General features: G+C 72.3%; 16 protein-coding genes. 11 read left to right on the forward strand and 5 right to left on the reverse strand.

The annotated features are described in order from the left end of the window. Window positions 1-65: 65 nt before the first annotated feature. Together ACFRAL_RS01085 and ACFRAL_RS01090 are read right to left on the reverse strand one after the other, a co-directional pair. Window positions 66-977: a serine hydrolase gene (locus tag ACFRAL_RS01085; protein ID WP_378878823.1), complete on the reverse strand. Its 912-nt coding sequence runs from the start codon at window positions 975-977 to the stop codon at window positions 66-68. A gap of 64 nt (window positions 978-1,041) precedes the next feature. Continuing rightward, entirely contained in the window at window positions 1,042-3,024 is a 1,983-nt protein-coding gene (locus tag ACFRAL_RS01090) for a M13 family metallopeptidase (protein ID WP_378878825.1), read from the reverse strand. Between the two features lie 145 nt (window positions 3,025-3,169). Between ACFRAL_RS01090 and ACFRAL_RS01095 the strand changes: the two genes are divergently transcribed. The 3 genes from ACFRAL_RS01095 to ACFRAL_RS01105 all read left to right on the forward strand — a co-directional run bounded on the left by ACFRAL_RS01095 (window position 3,170) and on the right by ACFRAL_RS01105 (window position 6,850). After that, entirely contained in the window at window positions 3,170-4,489 is a 1,320-nt protein-coding gene (locus tag ACFRAL_RS01095; RefSeq protein ID WP_336394240.1) for an MATE family efflux transporter, read from the forward strand. Between the two features lie 88 nt (window positions 4,490-4,577). Next, window positions 4,578-5,639 (forward strand): semialdehyde dehydrogenase, encoded by a 1,062-nt coding sequence (locus ACFRAL_RS01100; RefSeq protein ID WP_336394239.1) that lies wholly within the window; start codon window positions 4,578-4,580, stop codon window positions 5,637-5,639. Continuing rightward, window positions 5,636-6,850: an FAD-dependent oxidoreductase gene (locus ACFRAL_RS01105; protein ID WP_336394238.1), complete on the forward strand. Its 1,215-nt coding sequence runs from the start codon at window positions 5,636-5,638 to the stop codon at window positions 6,848-6,850. Before ACFRAL_RS01100 ends, ACFRAL_RS01105 begins: the two co-directional genes overlap by 4 nt. Before the next feature lie 12 nt (window positions 6,851-6,862). Here the strand turns inward: ACFRAL_RS01105 and ACFRAL_RS01110 are convergent, their stop codons facing one another. Continuing rightward, window positions 6,863-7,540, reverse strand: coding sequence for a TrmH family RNA methyltransferase (locus ACFRAL_RS01110; RefSeq protein WP_378878829.1), 678 nt, complete (start codon window positions 7,538-7,540; stop codon window positions 6,863-6,865). Window positions 7,541-7,664: 124 nt separating this feature from the next. On the opposite strand from ACFRAL_RS01110, the gene ACFRAL_RS01115 reads away from it, so the two are divergent. The 6 genes from ACFRAL_RS01115 to ACFRAL_RS01140 all read left to right on the forward strand — a co-directional run bounded on the left by ACFRAL_RS01115 (window position 7,665) and on the right by ACFRAL_RS01140 (window position 13,531). Further along, window positions 7,665-8,813, forward strand: coding sequence for a PP2C family protein-serine/threonine phosphatase (locus ACFRAL_RS01115; protein WP_378878831.1), 1,149 nt, complete (start codon window positions 7,665-7,667; stop codon window positions 8,811-8,813). Beyond that, window positions 8,810-10,771 carry a glycosyltransferase family 2 protein gene (locus tag ACFRAL_RS01120; RefSeq protein WP_336394236.1) on the forward strand — a complete coding sequence of 654 codons (1,962 nt, stop codon included), beginning with the start codon at window positions 8,810-8,812 and terminating at the stop codon, window positions 10,769-10,771. The genes ACFRAL_RS01115 and ACFRAL_RS01120 overlap by 4 nt, the downstream gene beginning before the upstream one ends. After that, entirely contained in the window at window positions 10,768-11,100 is a 333-nt protein-coding gene (locus ACFRAL_RS01125; protein ID WP_336394235.1) for an STAS domain-containing protein, read from the forward strand. Before ACFRAL_RS01120 ends, ACFRAL_RS01125 begins: the two co-directional genes overlap by 4 nt. After that, window positions 11,090-11,503: an ATP-binding protein gene (locus tag ACFRAL_RS01130; protein ID WP_336394234.1), complete on the forward strand. Its 414-nt coding sequence runs from the start codon at window positions 11,090-11,092 to the stop codon at window positions 11,501-11,503. The genes ACFRAL_RS01125 and ACFRAL_RS01130 overlap by 11 nt, the downstream gene beginning before the upstream one ends. Before the next feature lie 82 nt (window positions 11,504-11,585). Beyond that, window positions 11,586-12,872, forward strand: coding sequence for an Nramp family divalent metal transporter (locus tag ACFRAL_RS01135; RefSeq protein ID WP_336395033.1), 1,287 nt, complete (start codon window positions 11,586-11,588; stop codon window positions 12,870-12,872). Window positions 12,873-12,895: 23 nt separating this feature from the next. Next, a complete protein-coding gene (locus tag ACFRAL_RS01140) occupies window positions 12,896-13,531 on the forward strand; it encodes a metal-dependent transcriptional regulator (protein WP_336394233.1) in 636 nt (211 codons plus the stop codon). 118 nt (window positions 13,532-13,649) lie between these two features. Here ACFRAL_RS01140 and ACFRAL_RS01145 read toward each other — a convergent pair whose 3' ends face one another. Continuing rightward, window positions 13,650-14,609: an SDR family NAD(P)-dependent oxidoreductase gene (locus tag ACFRAL_RS01145; protein WP_378878835.1), complete on the reverse strand. Its 960-nt coding sequence runs from the start codon at window positions 14,607-14,609 to the stop codon at window positions 13,650-13,652. 40 nt (window positions 14,610-14,649) lie between these two features. On the opposite strand from ACFRAL_RS01145, the gene ACFRAL_RS01150 reads away from it, so the two are divergent. Further along, window positions 14,650-15,459, forward strand: coding sequence for an HAD-IIA family hydrolase (locus tag ACFRAL_RS01150; protein WP_336394231.1), 810 nt, complete (start codon window positions 14,650-14,652; stop codon window positions 15,457-15,459). Window positions 15,460-15,494: 35 nt separating this feature from the next. Then, window positions 15,495-16,067, forward strand: coding sequence for a YdeI/OmpD-associated family protein (locus ACFRAL_RS01155; RefSeq protein ID WP_336394230.1), 573 nt, complete (start codon window positions 15,495-15,497; stop codon window positions 16,065-16,067). Between the two features lie 172 nt (window positions 16,068-16,239). Here the strand turns inward: ACFRAL_RS01155 and ACFRAL_RS01160 are convergent, their stop codons facing one another. Then, a complete protein-coding gene (locus ACFRAL_RS01160) occupies window positions 16,240-17,103 on the reverse strand; it encodes a helix-turn-helix domain-containing protein (RefSeq protein WP_378878837.1) in 864 nt (287 codons plus the stop codon). Between the last annotated feature and the right edge of the window lie 79 nt (window positions 17,104-17,182).

Below are 17,182 nucleotides of genomic sequence, written 5' to 3' on the forward strand. Positions count from 1 at the left end.
GGTGAGGTTACCCGATGCCTCCCGCCATAGGCATCCACTCGTCATCCGGCGTCACCGACCACGCCTCAGAACACGTACTCCATGAGGTCGGTGCCGAGGATGCGGAACGCCTCGTGCGCCCGCAGCCGGTGCGAGATCGAGAGGTCGTCGAAGCAGACGATGAGCGCGTACGACACCCCGGCCCGTGGACCGGCCAGCACCCCCGCCTCGACGCGCACACCGGAGTCCCTGCCCGTCTTGTTGATGAACAGCAGCCCGTGCTCGTCGTTCTCGTGCGAGAACGGGTCGAGACCGGTGGCGGATGCCACGAGCGACAGGTCGTGATTGAGGCTGAGCCACTCCGCGACCTGGGCGCTCACGCTCGGCGAGACGACCTGCGAGTTCACCAGGGCGGCGAAGACCTCGGCGAGCTCGCGGGCGGAGCCGAGCGCGAAGTGCGGCGCGTCGTCGGGGCCGCGCTCGTCGCGGAAGCGGTCGAGCAGGGCCGAGCGCGCGAGCCCGAGCTCCTCGATGCGGCTGCGCACGGCGGGCAGCCCGACGCGGCGCAGCAGCGCGTTCGCGGCGAGGGCGTCGCCCGTCGAGGCGGTCAGCACGGCGAGGTCCGACAGCGGCAGCGCCGGCGCCTTCAGGTGCTGCCACACGCCGCCCACGCCGACCGGCTCCATGTGCGCGCGGTCGATGATCTCGAGCGGGTCCAGCGTGCCCGACTCGAACGCGGCGGCGACCTCGATCAGCAGCGGCACCACACCGAGCCCCGCGACCGGCAGGGTCACGAAGTCGTCGCCCGAGAGGACGGAGGTGCCGCGGTCGAGGTCGGTGATGCGCACCGAGATCTTCGCGCCGGACGCAGCGAGGTCGTCGAGCGCCTTGAGGGTGGATGTGAATGATCGACGTCCGGCTGCCGCCCTCTTCGGCAGTCGTCGTCCGGTGCCTCGTCGCGCCCCCCGAAGCGACTCGGCATCCTTTCTGGGCTCCATGCCCACGGGTTTCCCTTCCCCTTGAACGTGTTGCGGGGCAGACGGACCGGGATCGGCCCGCTTCTCACCAGATGGTGACGCGCTGATCCTCGTCGAGCCACAGGGCGTCGGACTCGGTCACGCCGAATGCATCGTAGAACGCGTCGATGTTGCGGACGATCTGGTTGCACCGGAACTCGTTGGGCGAGTGCGGGTCGATCGTCAGCAGGCGGATCGTCTCGGCATCCCGCCCCTTCTGCTGCCAGATCTGTCCCCAGCTCAGCAGCAGTCTCTGGATTCCGGTGAGGCCGTCGATCACCGGCGCCTCGGCCGGATCGCCGTTCTCGTCGGTCCCCAGCGACAGGGCGTACGCCTTGATCGCGATGCCGAGTCCGCCGAGGTCGCCGATGTTCTCGCCGATGGTGAGCGCGCCGTTGACGTGGTTCTCCTCGGCGAGACCCAGCGGCACGAGCGCGTCGAACTGGTCGATGAGGTTCTTCGTGCGCTCCTCGAAGGCGGCACGGTCCTCGTCGGTCCACCAGTCCCGCAGCGACCCGTCGCCGTCGAAGCGGCTGCCCTGGTCGTCGAAGCCGTGGCCGATCTCGTGGCCGATCACCGCGCCGATGCCGCCGTAGTTCGCGGCGGCGTCGCGGTCGGCGTCGAAGAACGGATACTGCAGGATCGCCGCCGGGAACACGATCTCGTTCATCAGCGGGTTGTAGTACGCGTTGACCGTCTGCGGCGTCATGAACCACTCGTCGCGGTCGATCGGCTTGCCGACCTTCGCGAGCTGGCGGTCGTGCTCCCAGACGTGCGCGCGGCGGACGTTGCCGACGAGATCCTCCGCGTCGATCTCGAGGGTGGAGTAATCCTTCCACTTCACCGGGTAGCCGATCTTCGGCGTGAACGTGTCGAGCTTCGCCAGCGCGCGCTCGCGCGTCTCGGGGCTCATCCACTCCAGCTCGGAGATCGACTGCCGGTACGCATCGACGAGGTTCGCGACGAGCTCATCCATCGCGTCCTTGGCCGACGGCGGGAAGTGGCGCTCGACGTAGACGCGGCCGATCGCCTCGCCCATCGCGGCCTCGGTGAGGCTCACGCCCCGCTTCCACCGCTCGCGGTTGACCGGGACGCCGGTGAGCTGGGTGCCGTAGAACGAGAAGTTCTCCGCGACGAACTCGTCCGACAGGAACGGCGCCGCCGAGTGCACGACCGCGAAGCGCAGCCACGCCTTCCAGCCCTCGAGGTGCTCGTCGGTCAGCATCACGCCGAGGCCTTCGAGGAAGCTCGGCTGGTACACGTTGATCTCGGCGAACGCGTCGGCGTGGTCGGGGGCCATCCCGTCGCGCCACGGCGCGAGGTCGACGCCGACCAGCTCCTGCACCTCGTCCCAGGTCTTGAGGTTGTAGGTCTTGACCGCGTCGCGGCTGGCGACGTTGTCCCAGTGGTGGGTGGCCAGCTCCGTCTCGAGCGCGACGATGAGATCCGCGGATGCCTCGGCCTCGGCGACCCCCGCGAGCTCGAGGATGCGCTGCACGTGGGTGCGGAACGCGATGCGTGTCTCCTGGAAGCTGTCGAGCCGGTAGTAGCTCTCGTCCGGCAGCGACAGGCCGCCCTGGATGAAGAACGGCACGTAGCGCTGCGGGTTGCCCGGGTCGGGCTCGATGTAGAGGTGGATGAGCGCGGCGATCCCGTCGCGCTCGAACTCGCCGACCGTGCGGAGGAACGCCGGGATGGAGTCGATCGCGTCGACCCGGGCCAGCACGTCGGCCAGCGGCGCCCCGCCGAGCTCCTCGATGCGCCCGGTGTCCATGAAGCTCGTGTAGAGGTCGCCGATCTTGCGGGTCTCGGTGCCCGGGTCGGCCTGCTGCGACTCCTCGATGATCGCGTGCACGTCCTTCTCGGCCTGCTCCGCGATGAGGTGGAACGATCCCCACCGCGCCTTGTCGTCCGGGATCTCGGTGCGCTCCAGCCATGAGCCGTTGACGTGGCGGAACAGATCGTCCTGCGGGCGGATCTCGGCGCTGAGCTCCTCGAGCGCGAGACCGGAACGGGGGGCGTCGGTCATGCGTTCCAGGTTAGTCGCCCCATGCCTGGGCGATTCTCGCGTGGGGATGGATCGCCGTCGCATCGTGATGAAGCCCGGCCCCGCGCACGCGGAGGGGGACGGATGCCGCGCCGCGCCGTCGGCGCCGCCTTCTAGGCTCTTCAGCGTGACCACCGACACGCTGAACCGCGACATCCTGCGGCTCGCCGTGCCGGCGCTGGGCGCCCTCGTCGCCGAGCCCCTGTTCCTCATCGTCGACTCGGCCCTCGTCGGGCACCTCGGCGTGGAGCCGCTCGCCGGCCTCGGCATCGCCTCGGCGGTGCTGCAGACGATCGTCGGGCTGATGGTCTTCCTGGCGTACTCCACCACCCCGGCGGTCGCCCGCCGGTTCGGCGCCGGAGACCCCACGCGCGCCGTCTCGGTCGGCATCGACGGCATGTGGCTCGCGCTGGGCCTGGGCGCGATCCTCGCCCTGATGGGCTCGCTCGGTACGCCGTTCCTCGTCGGCCTCTTCGGCGCGTCGCCGGGCGTCGCCGAGCAGGCCGAGATCTACCTCGGCATCTCGATGTGGGGGCTTCCCGCGATGCTGGTGGTCTTCGCCGCGACGGGTCTCCTGCGCGGCATGCAGGACACCGTGACGCCGCTGTGGATCGCCGGACTCGGCTTCGGCGCGAACGCCCTGCTGAACTGGGCGTTCATCTACGGGCTCGGCTGGGGCATCGCCGGCTCCGCCCTCGGGACGGTCGTCGCGCAGTGGGGGATGGTGGCCGCCTACGCGGTCGTCGTGGGGCGGCTCGCGCGCCGGCACGAGGCATCCGTCCGCCCCCAGCGCGAGGGCGTGCGCGGCTCGGCACGATCGGGCGGCTGGCTGTTCCTGCGGACGGTGTCGCTGCGGGTGGCGCTGCTGGCGACGGTGGCCGTGGCGACCGGCCTCGGCACCGACGAGCTGGCCGGCTGGCAGGTCGCCTTCACGATCTTCTCCACCGCGGCCTTCGCGCTGGACGCGCTGGCGATCGCGGCCCAGGCGCTCATCGGCAAGGGGCTCGGCGCCGACGACACGCACCTCGTCCGCCGTGTGCTCGGGCGCACCGTCGCGTGGGGCGCGTGGTTCGGCATCGTCGTGGGCGCGTTGATCGCCGCGCTGTCGGGGGTGATCGGGCTGCTGTTCACCGGCGATCCCGCGATCGCCGCACTGGTGCAGCCGGCGCTCATCGTGCTGGCCGTGGCGCAGCCGGTGTGCGGCATCGTCTTCGTGCTCGACGGCGTGCTCATCGGCGCGGGCGACGCGAAGTACCTGGCGATCGTCGGCGTGCTGAACCTCGTCCCGTTCCTCCCCGCGCTGGTGCTCGTCGCCGTGCTGCAGCCGGCCGGCGCGGCGGGCCTGGCGTGGCTGGCGGTCGCGTTCTTCGGCGTCTACATGCTCGCCCGGCTGGTCACGCTCGGCTGGCGCGTGCGCGGGTCCGTCTGGATGACGGTCGGCGTCTGAGGGCGCGCTCGCACCCACGTATCAGCGTGCGGGCCGCCCGCTCCTTGATCGCATGGCGCCCTCACCTCGGCGCCGGAAGGAGCCCGCCGTGTCCGAGAGCGGAACGTTCGCATTCACCGTCCACCCCCGCGCCAGCCTGCGCGAAGACCTCGCGCGCGTGTGGCGGCCGCTGGGGCTCATGCCCGAGGCCGTCTACGACGCGGCGCTGCGGCGCCTGCCGCTCCCGCCGGTCACGATGGCGGGCGTGCAGATCGGCGGCGAGCGCGTCGGCCACGTCGTGCTCGTGCCGTTCGGCGCCCGTCACCTGCTGTCCGACATCGACGGTGGCCGGCGTCGCGTGGGCCGCGCCGTCGACCGCGCCGCCGCGCTCGGCGCCGACGTCGTCGGGCTCGGCGCGCTGACGGCGACCGTGACCGCGGGCGGCGCGTCGCTGCGCGGCCGCTCCGACATCGGCGTGACGAACGGCAACGCGTTCACGGCGGCGATCGTCGAGGACCAGATCCGGATGCTGCTCCCCCACGTCGCGACGAGGACCACGCGCCCTCACGTCGCCGTGGTCGGCGCCAGCGGCAGCGTCGGCACCGCCGTGACGAGGCTGCTGGCACGCGACTCCGCCGGCGCCCGCCTGACGCTGATCGCGCGCACGGCGCCGCGCCTGGAGGCGCTCGCGGCCTCGGTCGCGACCGACGTCGAGGTCGCCACCGCGCACTCGATCGACGCCGTCGGCGATGCCGACCTCGTGGTCCTCCTCACGGCGTCGGCCGACACGCTGCTCGGACCCGATCACCTCGCACCGGGCGCGATCGTGCTCGATGCGACGCAGCCGCGCAACACCTCGCCCGCCCTGGCCACCGCTCGTCCCGATGTGCGCGTCGTCGACGGCGGCATCGTGTCGATCCCCAGCCTGCGCCTGGTCGGCGGCGACATCGGGCTGCCCGACGGCCGCTCGTACGCGTGCTTCGCCGAGACCGCGATCCTGGCACTGACCGGCCACCGCGGCCACTTCTCGCTGGGCAACCCGACGCTCGAGCAGGTCGACGCCATCCGTGAGCGCGCGGGGCGCCTGGCGCACCTCGGCTTCCGGGCCGCCGACCCGACGAGCTTCGGCGCACCCGTCGCACTCGAGCCCCGCACGGCGGTGATCGCATGACCCGCGTCGTGCTGCTCGGCGGCGGGTATGTCACGCTGCACGCCTACGCCACGCTCGCACGTCGTGCGGCGCGCGAGCTGCGGCGCGGCGACCTGGAGATCGTCGTGATCTCGGCCGATCGCGCGCACCGCTTCCATGGGTTCACCGGCGAGCTGGTCTCGGGCATCATCCGTCACGACCGCGTGGCCACCCCGCTGGCCGAGGCCATGCCGCTCGCGCGGATCATCGAGGGCCGGGCGCTGCGCATCGACGCCGTCCGCCGCTCGGTCTCCTACCGACGCGGCGACGACGCGGTCGAGGCGATCGCCTACGACCACCTCGTCGTCGGCACGGGCGCGACCGAGCCGACGGACGCCGTCGCGGGGCTCGCCCGGTACGGCCGCACGCTGCGGGGGCCGGGCGAGATCGCGGCGCTCGCCGATCACCTCGCGAGCGTCCCCGGCTCCCCCGTCGTCGTCGCCGGCGGCGGGATCGCGGGGGCCGAGCTGGCGGCCGCCATCGCCGACCGGGGGCACCTCGTCACCCTCGTGCACGGCGGCGAGCGCATCCTCAGCGAGTGGTCCGATCAGCCGCGGCTGCGCTCGCGCGCCGAGGCGGAGCTCGCCCGGCTGGGCGTGCGGGTGGTCACGGGCGTGCGACTGGCCGAGGTCACGCCGACGGCGGCGGTGCTCGCAGACGGCACGACGCTGATGACGGCGACCGTCGTCACGACGACCGGGCAGAGCCCCGTACACATCCCCGGACTCGACCCGTGGCGAGACGAGCGGGGGCGGCTGCGCACCCAGCGGACGCTCGCCGTGCGCTACGGCGTGTGGGCCGCGGGCGACGGCGCGCGCGTGGACCACCCGGTGACCCGGCAGCCCGTGCCGGCGAACGCGCTGTGGGCCATGAAGGGCGGCGACCACATCGGTCGCGCCATCGCGCGCCGGATCTCGGGCCGGCCGGCTCGCCCGTTCGCGTACCGGGGGCTCGGTCGCGCGGCCTCGTTCGGCCCCGGCCGGGGCATCTCGGAGCTGTACGGCGTGCCGTTCACGGGTGCGCTCGCGTGGATGCTGCGGCTGGTGTTCTTCCTGCGCTTCATGCCCTCGCGGGCTCGCGCCGCGGGGGTCGTGGCGGATCTCGCCCGCTCCGCGGTCACCGCACGTCAGGGCGCGCGGCAGGGCGCGCTGCGGCTGGGCGGTGAGACCGCCCTGAGCCCGGGACGCGGCTGACCGCGGGCCGGCTCAGGCCCAGCGGCGGCACCACTCGTACATCACGACGGCGGCCGCGGCGCTCGCGTTGATGGAGCGGGTGGAGCCGTACTGCTCGATCGCGACGACGCCGGATGCCGCGGCCAGCGCCTCCGGCGAGAGCCCTGGCCCTTCCTGACCGAAGAGCAGCACGCACGCCTGGGGCAGGTCGGCCGCCGGCAGCGGCTTCGAGCCCTCGACGTTGTCGATCGCGATGACGGGGAGGGATGCGGCATCCGCCCACGCGGCGAAGTCCGCGACGGTCTCGTGGTGGCGCACGTGCTGGTAGCGGTCGGTGACCATGGCGCCGCGCCGGTTCCACCGGCGCCTGCCGATGATGTGCACCTCGGCGGCGAGGAACGCGTTGGCGCTGCGCACGATCGAGCCGATGTTCATGTCGTGCTGCCAGTTCTCGATCGCGACGTGGAACGCGTGCCGGCGGGCGTCGAGGTCGGCGACGATGGCGTCCATCGTCCAGTAGCGGTACGCGTCGACGACGTTGCGGGCGTCCCCGTGCGCGAGCAGCTCGCGGTCGTAGCGGTCGTCGTCCGGCCACGCGTCCGGTCCGCCCGGCCATGGCCCCACCCCGACCGGAAGCGTCGGTTCCGCGGCATCCGAAGGCGGTGTCCCCTCGTGCTCGGGCCGCGATGCGCTCGGGTCGGGCGTGGTCACCGGGAAAGGGTATCCCGGCGCGGCGCGCCGATCCGCGTCGGCGCGTGTTCGCTTTGCGTCGCGAAGTCGCCCTCAGGTCCGGGACCGAACCATACTGGAGTCATCGTGACGACCGGGGGGTCAGTTGTTCGACGACGAAAGGCGCCAGCGCGCCATCGAGGCACTCGGGGTACTCGACACTCCGCCGGATGAGCGGGTGGACCGGGTCGCCCGGCTGGCGCAGGAGATGTTCGGCGTGCCGATGGTGAGCGTCACCCTCATCGACCGCGACAGGCAGTTCCGCAAGGCCCAGATCGGCCTGGGAGGGCGGGAGGCACCCCGGGAGGGCTCGTTCTGCGACGTCACCATCCGGCAGGAGGGCACGCTCGTGATCGAGGATGCCGCCACCGACGCAGCCTTCGCCGAGAGCCCGTTCGTCCTCGGCGACCCGCATCTGCGCTTCTACGCCGGCCACCCGCTGAAGGCACCGGGCGGCGAGCAGGTCGGCACGCTCTGCATCATCGACACCCGGCCGCGCACGCTCGACGATCGCGAGAGGGTGCTGCTGAAGGAGCTCGCGCTGTGGGTGCAGTCCGAGCTGACCGACGCCGACGAGCTCGACTACGCCTCGGTCGTGCAGCGCGCCATGCTCCCCGCGCGCACCCCCGACGTCCCCGGGTACACGCTCGCCGCATCGGCGACGCCGGCGGGAAGCCTTCTGGGCGACGTCTACGACTGGCAGGTCGTGGACGGGCGCCTCCGGGTGGCCCTCGCCGACGTCATGGGCAAGGGCACGGGTCCCGCGATCGTCGCATCGGCCGTCAGGGCGTCGCTGCGCACCGCTCCCACGCGCTCCCTCGCCGACACCGTCTCGGAGGTGGACCGCATGCTCGAGGCCGACCTCGGCGGCGCGAACATCTTCGTCACGGCGGTCGCCGCCGACGTCGACCTCGAGACCGGCGGCGTCTCGTTCATCGACGCCGGCCACAGCCTCGCCTTCATCCTGCGGGCGCACGGCGAGTGGGAGCCGCTGCAGTCGACGGGGCTCCCGCTCGGCATGGGCTTCGACGAGACACGGACCACCTCGGGCGCCCTGCTCGCGCCGGGCGACGTCTTCATGGTGTGCAGCGACGGGCTCCTCGACATCCTCGACCCGGGCGACCCGTTCGGCCACGTGCACGACGTGGTGCGCGACCTCGGCCCGCACGGCGCGGTCGAGGAAGCGCGGCGTCTCGCGCTGCAGCAGGCGGCACCCGACGACGTCACGGTGCTCGTCGTGAGGCGGGATCCGTGACGGCGCGGTTCGTCTGGATCCGCATCCTCGCGCTGCTGTCGGTCCTGCTCGGGGTCAACTACATCGCCTGGCGCTGGCTCGACTCGGTGAACTGGTCGGCGTGGTGGATCGCGGTGCCGCTCGTCATCGCCGAGACGTACAGCCTCATCGACACCTTCCTGTTCTCGCTCACGATGTGGCGCGCACGGGAGCGCCCGGCACCGGTGTCGCCGCCGCAGGGCACGGTCGACGTGCTCATCACCACCTACAACGAGCCCGTCGACATGGTGATCGCCACCGCGCGGGCCGCGAAGCGCATCGCCTACCCGCACGAGACGTGGATCCTCGACGACGGCGCACGGCCCGACATGGCGGCCGCCGCGCGCGAGGCGGGGGTCGGCTACATCACGCGCTCGTCCGACTGGGACGGCAAGCCCCGGCACGCCAAGGCGGGCAACCTCAACAACGCGCTCTTCAGCACCGAGGGCGAGTTCCTGCTCATCCTCGACGCCGACCAGGTGCCCGACCCGCTGATCCTGCATCGCACGCTCGGCTACTTCGCCGACGACCCCGAGGTCGCACTCGTGCAGACGCCGCAGTGGTTCATGAACGTCGACGACGCCGATCCGCTCGGCAGTCAGGCGCCGCTGTTCTACGGGCCCATCCAGCAGGGCAAGGACGGCTGGAACGCCGCGTTCTTCTGCGGCTCCAACGCCGTGCTGCGCCGCGACGCCCTGATGCAGCTCGGCATCGTGGGGTACGTCCGCGACGTCGAGCAGTCCACCGCCCGCACGCTGCGCGCGGCGGAGGCGCTGCTGGTGAAGGCCGCGAGAGACCGCACCGCCGACCCGGCCGTGCGGCTCCAGCTGCGACTGCTCGGCGGCGAGGTCACCCAGGCGCGCGTGCGCCTGGACGCGGGCGATCCGATCGGCGAGGTGACCTACCGCGTGCAGTCGGCGGTCGACACGGCCTCCCGCGAGCTCGTGCGCGGCGATCTGGCCCGCATGCGGGCCGACCTCGCGTCGATCGGCGAGCTGCCGGTGCAGCGCGACGCCGAGCTCGACGCGGTCGTCATCGACGACGCCGGCCTGGACGCCCTCACGACGCGGGAGCTGTCGCCGCTCGGCGCCGTCGGGTCGGTGGCGGCCCTCCTGCAGGCGCTGCGGGTCGATCGCCCCGACGAGGCCCAGCCCGTCCAGCCGATGGCGACGATCTCCGTCACCGAGGACATGGCCACCGCGATGCAGCTGCACTCCCTCGGATGGCGCAGCGTCTACCACCACGAGATCCTCGCGCGAGGCCTCGCGCCCGAGGACCTGCGCACCATGCTGACGCAGCGGCTGCGGTGGGCCCAGGGCACGCTCCAGGTGATGCTGCGCGACAACCCGCTGGCCAAGAAGGGGCTCTCCACCGGCCAGCGGCTCATGTACTTCGCGACGATGTGGAGCTACCTCTCCGGCTTCACCGCACTGGTCTATCTCGCCGCACCGGTCATCTACCTCGTGTTCGGCGTGATGCCGGTGACCGCGTGGAGCGTGGACTTCTTCGCGCGGTTCCTGCCCTACTTCATCGTGAACCAGGTCCTCTTCCTGGTGGTCGCGAGGGGCCTGCGGACCTGGCGCGGCCAGCAGTACTCCCTCGCGCTGTTCCCGGTGTGGATCAAGGCGTGCACGTCGGCGTTCGCGAACGTGGTCCTCGGACGCCCGCTGGGGTTCGCGGTGACGAAGAAGGACGGCCGCGACGAGTCCGGACCGCCGTGGCGCGAGATCTGGCCGCAGCTGACCGCGATCGCCGTCCTCGTGCTGGCGCTGGTGATCGGCCTCGCCCGGCTGGCCGTCGGCACCTCGGACGGCACCGGCACGCTCGTCAACACCGTGTGGGTGGTCTACGACCTGGCCGTGCTGAGCGTCATCGTCCAGGCCGCCCTGTACCGGGGGCCGACGCGCCCCATCGCCCCGAAGCCCGAGGAGGCTCCGTGAATCTGACAGTGACGCCCGGGACGGACTACGCGCTCGTCCGTCCCGAAGGCCGGCTGACCGCGACATCGGTGCCGCGGCTGCGCCAGGCGGTGGACGAGCTCGTGGGCACGGGCAGCACGCGCATCGTCGTCGACCTCTCCGGCACCGAGTTCGTCGACTCGTCGGGGCTCGGCGCCCTCATCGGCGGGCTCAAGTCGGCCCGCCTCGCCGGCGGCGATCTGCGGATCGCGGCGGCGACCGAGCCGGTCAAGCGCGTGCTCAAGCTCACCAACCTGGATCGCGTGCTGCGCGATCACCCGAGCCCGGAGGCGGCATTCGATGGCGACTGAGGCCGACCTCCGCTGGGAGGGCATCGTCGACGACGCGCTCGTCGACCACGTGCACGACGCGCTCGACGAGCTCTTCCGTCGCACCGCGGGCGTGGGCGACGAGGACGCGATGCTGTTCCGCCTGGCGGTGAGCGAGGTGGCGGCCAACGTCGCCGAGCACGCGCAGGCGCGCGAGCCGATCCACGTGACGGTCGAGCTGGATGCCGACGACGAGGCGCTGTCGGCCGTCTTCAGTGACACGGCGGATCCGGCGCTCCTCGACCTCAGCGCCGTCTCCATGCCGGAGGCGGACGCCGAGTCCGGGCGCGGCCTCGCGATCGCGCTGGCCGCGTGCGACGAGCTCATCCACGAGACCGAGGGCGGCAACGTCTGGCGGCTGCGCCGCCGGCGCCGCGACACCTGACGCGCCACTTTTCGGCACACCGAAATCCGGGTATGGTTTCGGTGTGCCGAAAACTGCCGAACTCACGGATGCCCCCACTGGCGTGCGCCGGCGCGGCCTGACACTGCCGCGCCTGGCGTGGCTCATCGGCCCGGCGCTCGTGGCGGGCGTGGCGTACCTCGACCCCGGCAACGTCGCCAGCAACATGACCGCCGGGGCCCGCTACGGGTACCTGCTGGTGTGGGTGGTCGTCGTCGGCAACGTGATGGCGTGGCTCATCCAGTACCTCTCCGCCAAGCTCGGGATCGTCACCGGCCAGAGCCTGCCCGAGACGCTGGGGCGTCGCATCCGCAGTCCGTGGGGCCGCCGCGCCTACTGGCTGCAGGCCGAGCTCGTCGCGATGGCGACCGACATCGCCGAGGTGATCGGCGGGGCCGTCGCGCTGTACCTGCTGTTCGGCATCCCGCTGGTCTGGGGCGGCGCGATCACCGGCGCCGTGTCGATCGGCCTGCTGCTCATCCAGTCGCGCAAGGGTCCGCGTCCCTTCGAGTTCGTCGTCATCGGTCTTCTCGTGGTGATCGCGATCGGCTTCTCGTTCGGCGTGCTCGTCGCGCCGCCCGACCCGGCCGGCGTCGCAAGCGGGCTCGTCCCACGCTTCGAGGGCACCGACTCGGTGCTCCTGGCCGCCTCGATCCTCGGCGCGACGATCATGCCCCACGCGATCTACGCCCACAGCGCGCTCGCCCGCGACCGGTTCGCCCCGCGGCCGGCCGCCGCGTCGGCGCTGAGCGACCGCACCGCGCCCGACGCGACGCTGGCCGAGCTGCGCGGCATCTCGACCCGGCGCCTGCTGCGCGCGACGAAGTGGGACGTGACCATCGCGATGCTCATCGCGGGCACGGTGAACCTCTGCATCCTGCTCCTGGCCGCGGCCAACCTCGCGGGCGTCCCCGGAACCGACTCCCTGGAGGGCGCCTACGCCGCGCTGTACGCCGGGCTCGGACCGCTCGTCGCGACGCTGTTCGCCGTCGGCCTGCTGGCGAGCGGCCTGGCCAGCACCTCGGTGGGCGCCTACGCCGGCGCCGAGATCATGCACGGGCTGCTGCACATCCGCGTGCCGCTGCTGGCCCGGCGCCTGGTCACCCTCATCCCGGCGCTGATCATCCTGGCGATCGGCTTCGACCCGACGGTCGCGCTCGTGCTCAGCCAGGTGGTGCTGTCGTTCGGCATCCCGTTCGCGCTGGTGCCGCTGGTCGCGCTCACCGCCAAGCGCGAGGTGCTCGGCGGGTACCGCAACCGGGTGTGGACGACGGTCGCGGGGATCGCGGCATCCGTCTTCCTCATCACGCTCAACGGCGTGCTGCTCTGGCTCGTGCTGACGGGCGCGTGAGGCGGCCCCGGTACCCTTTTGACGTGCCCTCCCCCGCCGTCGACGACTATCTGAAGACGATCTACCACCACACCGAGTGGCAGGACGATCGCATCACCCCGTCGCAGCTGGCCGCCGAGCTGGGCCTGGCGCCGTCGAGCGTCACCGAGATGGTGCAGAAGCTCGCGGCGCAGGGCCTGGTGACCCATCGCCCCTACGGCCCGATCGCGCTCTCGGACGACGGCGTGCGCCGGGCGGCGGCGATCATCCGCCGGCACCGGCTCATCGAGACATGGCTCGTGCAGGAGTTCGGCTACGCGTGGGACGAGGTGCACGACGAGGCCGAGGTGCTCGAGCACGCCATCAGCGACCGGCTGCTCGAGGGCATCGACGAGCGCCTGGGGCGCCCGCGGTTCGACCCGCACGGCGATGCGATCCCGGATGCCGCGGGCGAGGTGCACCGCGAGCCCTTCGTGCTGCTGGCCACCGCGCCGTCGGGGCACGTGGGCCGCGTGCTGCGGGTGAGCGACCGGGACCCCGAGCTGCTGCGCGCGGTCGAGACGGCCGGCGTCGCGGTGGGCACGACGGTGACGGTGACGGACGCCGTCACCCTCCGCATCGGCGGAACCGACGTCGCACTTCCCGCCGGCGCCTCCGACGCCGTGTGGCTCACCGCCTGACACCCTCCTGCTCCGTCCGGGAGCACGGGATCGGAACATCCGGACGACACGCCGACAGCGGATGCCGCCACCCGGCGTGTCGCCGAAGACCTCCGACGCTGTGTCGGCCAGGCGGCCGTCAGCGCCGGGCGGCGCCGATGCGTGCGGCGGCGTCGAACGGCCACCGGACGCCGGTCGCCTGCTCGGCCACCTGCCACAGCCGGGCGCCGACCTCGGGGTCGCGCGTGACCTTCGCGGCGGTCTGCTCCCGCGGCTCGCCGCGCGAGCCGGTGCGGGGGCCCCAGAAGCCGCCGCTCTCGGCCTCGGGATCGGTCAGGGCGCGCACCAGCGGCCACGCCCCGTGCTCCTTGGACTGCGAGAAGGCCGCCTGGAGGTTGTCGCGGAACCGCTTGGCGCGCGACGGCTCGTTGACGCCGACGATGCCGGGCGTGCGCCCGCCGATCGAGTACCCGGGGTGGGCGACGATGCTCGCGACGTCGACCCCCGCAGCCCGCAGGCGCCGGTCGGCCTCGAAGCCCAGCGCCGCGGTGGCGACCTTGGACTGCACATAGGCGCGCCACGCCGAGTAGTTCTCGACGAGCTGCGGGTCGACCGGGTCGTAGGGGGTGAGCGACGTCGACATGCTGCCGACCCACACCATGCGCCCGGCGGCCTCGGCGAGCGCCGTCAGCAGCTCGCCGGCGAGGGCGAAGTGGCCGAGCGCGTTCGTGGCGAAGACGACCTCGTTGCCGTCGATCGTCGTCTGGCGCACCTTCGGCGGGTGGACGATCCCGGCGTTGAGCAGCACGCCGTCCAGGGGGCCGCGGCCGCGGATGCTGGCGGCCGCGGAGCGCACCGATCCGAGGTTGGACGTGTCGAGGATGAGCGGATCGGTGGCGTCGGGTGCGGCATCCGGAACCCTCCTGCGGATCGCGGCGCGGGCCCCCGACAGACGATTCGGATGCCGCGCCGACATGATCACCCGCGCCCCCGCCCGCACCAGCTGCTCGGACGCGAAGTAGCCGAGACCGGTGTTCGAGCCGGTCACCAGATACACCCGACCCGCCAGGTCGGGGAGGCTGCGGGGGTCCCACGTCACGGCTTCGACCCTACGCCTGCCCGCCGCCTAGTCTGGACGCATGCGCACCCGGTCCGACATCGATTGCTGGCTCACCGACATGGACGGCGTCCTCGTGCACGAGAACACGCCGATCCCGGGGGCTTCGGACCTGCTGCAGCAGTGGCGCGAGCAGGGCGTGCCGTTCCTGGTGCTGACCAACAACTCGATCTTCACGCCCCGCGACCTCGCCGCCCGGCTGCGGGCCTCCGGACTCCTGGTGCCCGAGGAGTCCATCTGGACGTCGGCGCTCGCGACGGCGGACTTCCTGAAGTCGCAGATGCCCGGCGGGACGGCGTTCGTGATCGGCGAGGCGGGCCTGACGACGGCGCTCCACGAGGCCGGGTTCATCATGACCGAGACGAACCCCGACTACGTCGTCGTGGGCGAGACGCGCAACTACTCGTTCGAGGCGATCACGAAGGCGATCCGCTTCATCGGGGCCGGCGCCCGCTTCATCGCGACGAACCCCGACGCGACCGGTCCGTCGACCGAGGGCGTGCTGCCGGCCACGGGCGCGATCTCGGCGCTCATCACCAAGGCCACCGGCATGGAGCCGTACGTGGTGGGCAAGCCCAACCCGATGATGTTCCGCTCGGCGATGAACCGCCTCGGCGCCCACTCCGAGAACACCGGCATGATCGGCGACCGCATGGACACCGACGTCGTGGCCGGCATCGAGGCGGGCCTGCACACCGTGCTCGTGCTCACCGGCATCAGCGACGCCGCCGAGATCCAGCGCTACCCGTTCCGCCCAGACGAGGTGCTGGGCTCGGTCGCCGACCTGCTCGACTCCGAGCCGGTCGAGTCCGAGGACCCCGAGCTGCTCTGACCCTCACGTCGGGGCTCACCGATAGGGTCGCGAGCATGGGAGCGCTCGACGACGGCGAGAAGGTGGAGGCGACGGATGCCGCCGCCTGGCGCCGTTGGCTCGCCGAGAACCATCGCACCTCCAAGGGAGCGTGGCTCGTCCGCGCCCGGCCCGGCTCCGGGCTCGAGTTCGTCGGCTACGAGGACGCGATCCTGCAGGCGCTGTGCTTCGGGTGGATCGACGGGCCGGTCCGCTCCTTCGACGAGCAGCGCGGCGGGCTGTGGTTCGCGCCGCGGCGTCCGTCGAGCGGATGGGCAGCGACGAACAAGGCGCGGGTCGCGCGGCTCGAGGCCGACGGGCTGCTGGCGGAGGCCGGCATCCGTGCCATCGAACTCGCCAAGCAGAACGGCGCATGGACCGTGCTCGACAACGCCGAGGCGCTGCGCGAGCCCGACGACCTCGCCGCCGCCCTCGACGCCGAGCCGACCGCCCGCGCGGCGTGGGACGCCTTCCCGCCGTCGACCCGCAAGGTCGGCATCGGCGCCGTCGACTCCGCCCGCCGACCCGAGACGCGCGCCGCGCGCATCGCGAAACTCGTGGCCGACGCCGCCGAAGGGAAGCGCCCATGATCTCCGACACCGAGCAGACGCTGCTCCTGCTGACGAGCGCCGTCATCCTGCTCGGCACGCTCACCGTGATCCTGTGGCAGTGGTGGCGCAATCGCGGCAAGCGCGACTGACCCGCTCCACACTGCAGCGGTTCTGGCGCGCCGACCTCACGGCCGGTGCCACGAAGGGCTGATCAGCCCTTGCGCAGTTCCCGGTACGCGCGCGGGCTCATGCCGTGCGTCCGCCGGAACTGGCGTGAGAAGTAGAACGGATCGTCCATGCCCACCTGCCGGCCGATCTCGGCGACCGGCAGGTGGGTGGTGTCCAGCAGCGCCCGGGCACGCGCCATCTTCAGCGCGTTGTGATGGGCGAGCACGCCTCCGCCGGTCGCCTCGCGGAAGAGCGCGGCGAGGTGCGACGGCGAGACGCCGACCATCGCGGCGAGCTCGGGCACCTGCACCCGGCCGTCGATGCGGTCTTCGAGATAGCGCATCGCGCGTTCGACCGGTGCTCCCTCGCTCGGCAGCGCGCGGTCGACCGCGAGCTGCGTGAACAGCCGCCACGCCATTCCCGACGTCGCTGCCAGGCGAGCGGGGGTGGTGTCGCGCGCCAGCGCGACCGAGATCTCGTCGAGCAGCGAGGTCACGCGGTCCACCTCGCGCAGCGAGAGGGTGACCCGGTCGCGACGGATGCCGGCAGCCTCGACGAGTTCGGGCACATCGGTGCCGCGCACATGGCACCACCAGATGGTCCAGGGCTCGTCGGCCGCCGCGCCGTAGGAATGCGGCATGCCTCCCGGGAGCACGATCGCCGTCGAACTGCCGACGCGCAGGCGGGCCCCGCCTGCCTCGACCCAGCCCGAGCCGGCGACGCACACGATGACGATCGTCTCCTCGGCGCCGCTCGGGCGATGACGACCGTGCAGCTCGGCCCGCGGGAAGTATCCGGCATCCGTCACCAGGATCCGTCGCGTGACGGGGCGCACAAGTGCGGCCTCCACGAGGGGGCGCGGCACGACGCTGAGCCGCTGCCGCTCGAAGCCGTCGGCGCGTTCCATTCCGGCATCTTGCCATACGGCGACCAGCGGATCATCCAGGTTCGACGTGCGTTCTCCCATTGTCGCGCGGACCTGCGCG

The organism is Microbacterium sp. NPDC056736, from assembly GCF_042790415.1.
Taxonomy (GTDB): domain Bacteria; phylum Actinomycetota; class Actinomycetes; order Actinomycetales; family Microbacteriaceae; genus Microbacterium.

What these genes read in the sequence shown, in the direction of transcription:
- ACFRAL_RS01085 (WP_378878823.1), bottom strand. Translation starts at nt 977, where the DNA reads ATGGAGCCCAGAAAGGATGCCGAGTCGCTTCGGGGGGCGCGACGAGGC.
- ACFRAL_RS01090 (WP_378878825.1), bottom strand. Translation starts at nt 3,024, where the DNA reads ATGACCGACGCCCCCCGTTCCGGTCTCGCGCTCGAGGAGCTCAGCGCC.
- ACFRAL_RS01105 (WP_336394238.1), top strand. Translation starts at nt 5,636, where the DNA reads ATGACCCGCGTCGTGCTGCTCGGCGGCGGGTATGTCACGCTGCACGCC.
- ACFRAL_RS01130 (WP_336394234.1), top strand. Translation starts at nt 11,090, where the DNA reads ATGGCGACTGAGGCCGACCTCCGCTGGGAGGGCATCGTCGACGACGCG.
- ACFRAL_RS01150 (WP_336394231.1), top strand. Translation starts at nt 14,650, where the DNA reads ATGCGCACCCGGTCCGACATCGATTGCTGGCTCACCGACATGGACGGC.
- ACFRAL_RS01155 (WP_336394230.1), top strand. Translation starts at nt 15,495, where the DNA reads ATGGGAGCGCTCGACGACGGCGAGAAGGTGGAGGCGACGGATGCCGCC.
- ACFRAL_RS01160 (WP_378878837.1), bottom strand. Translation starts at nt 17,103, where the DNA reads ATGGAACGCGCCGACGGCTTCGAGCGGCAGCGGCTCAGCGTCGTGCCG.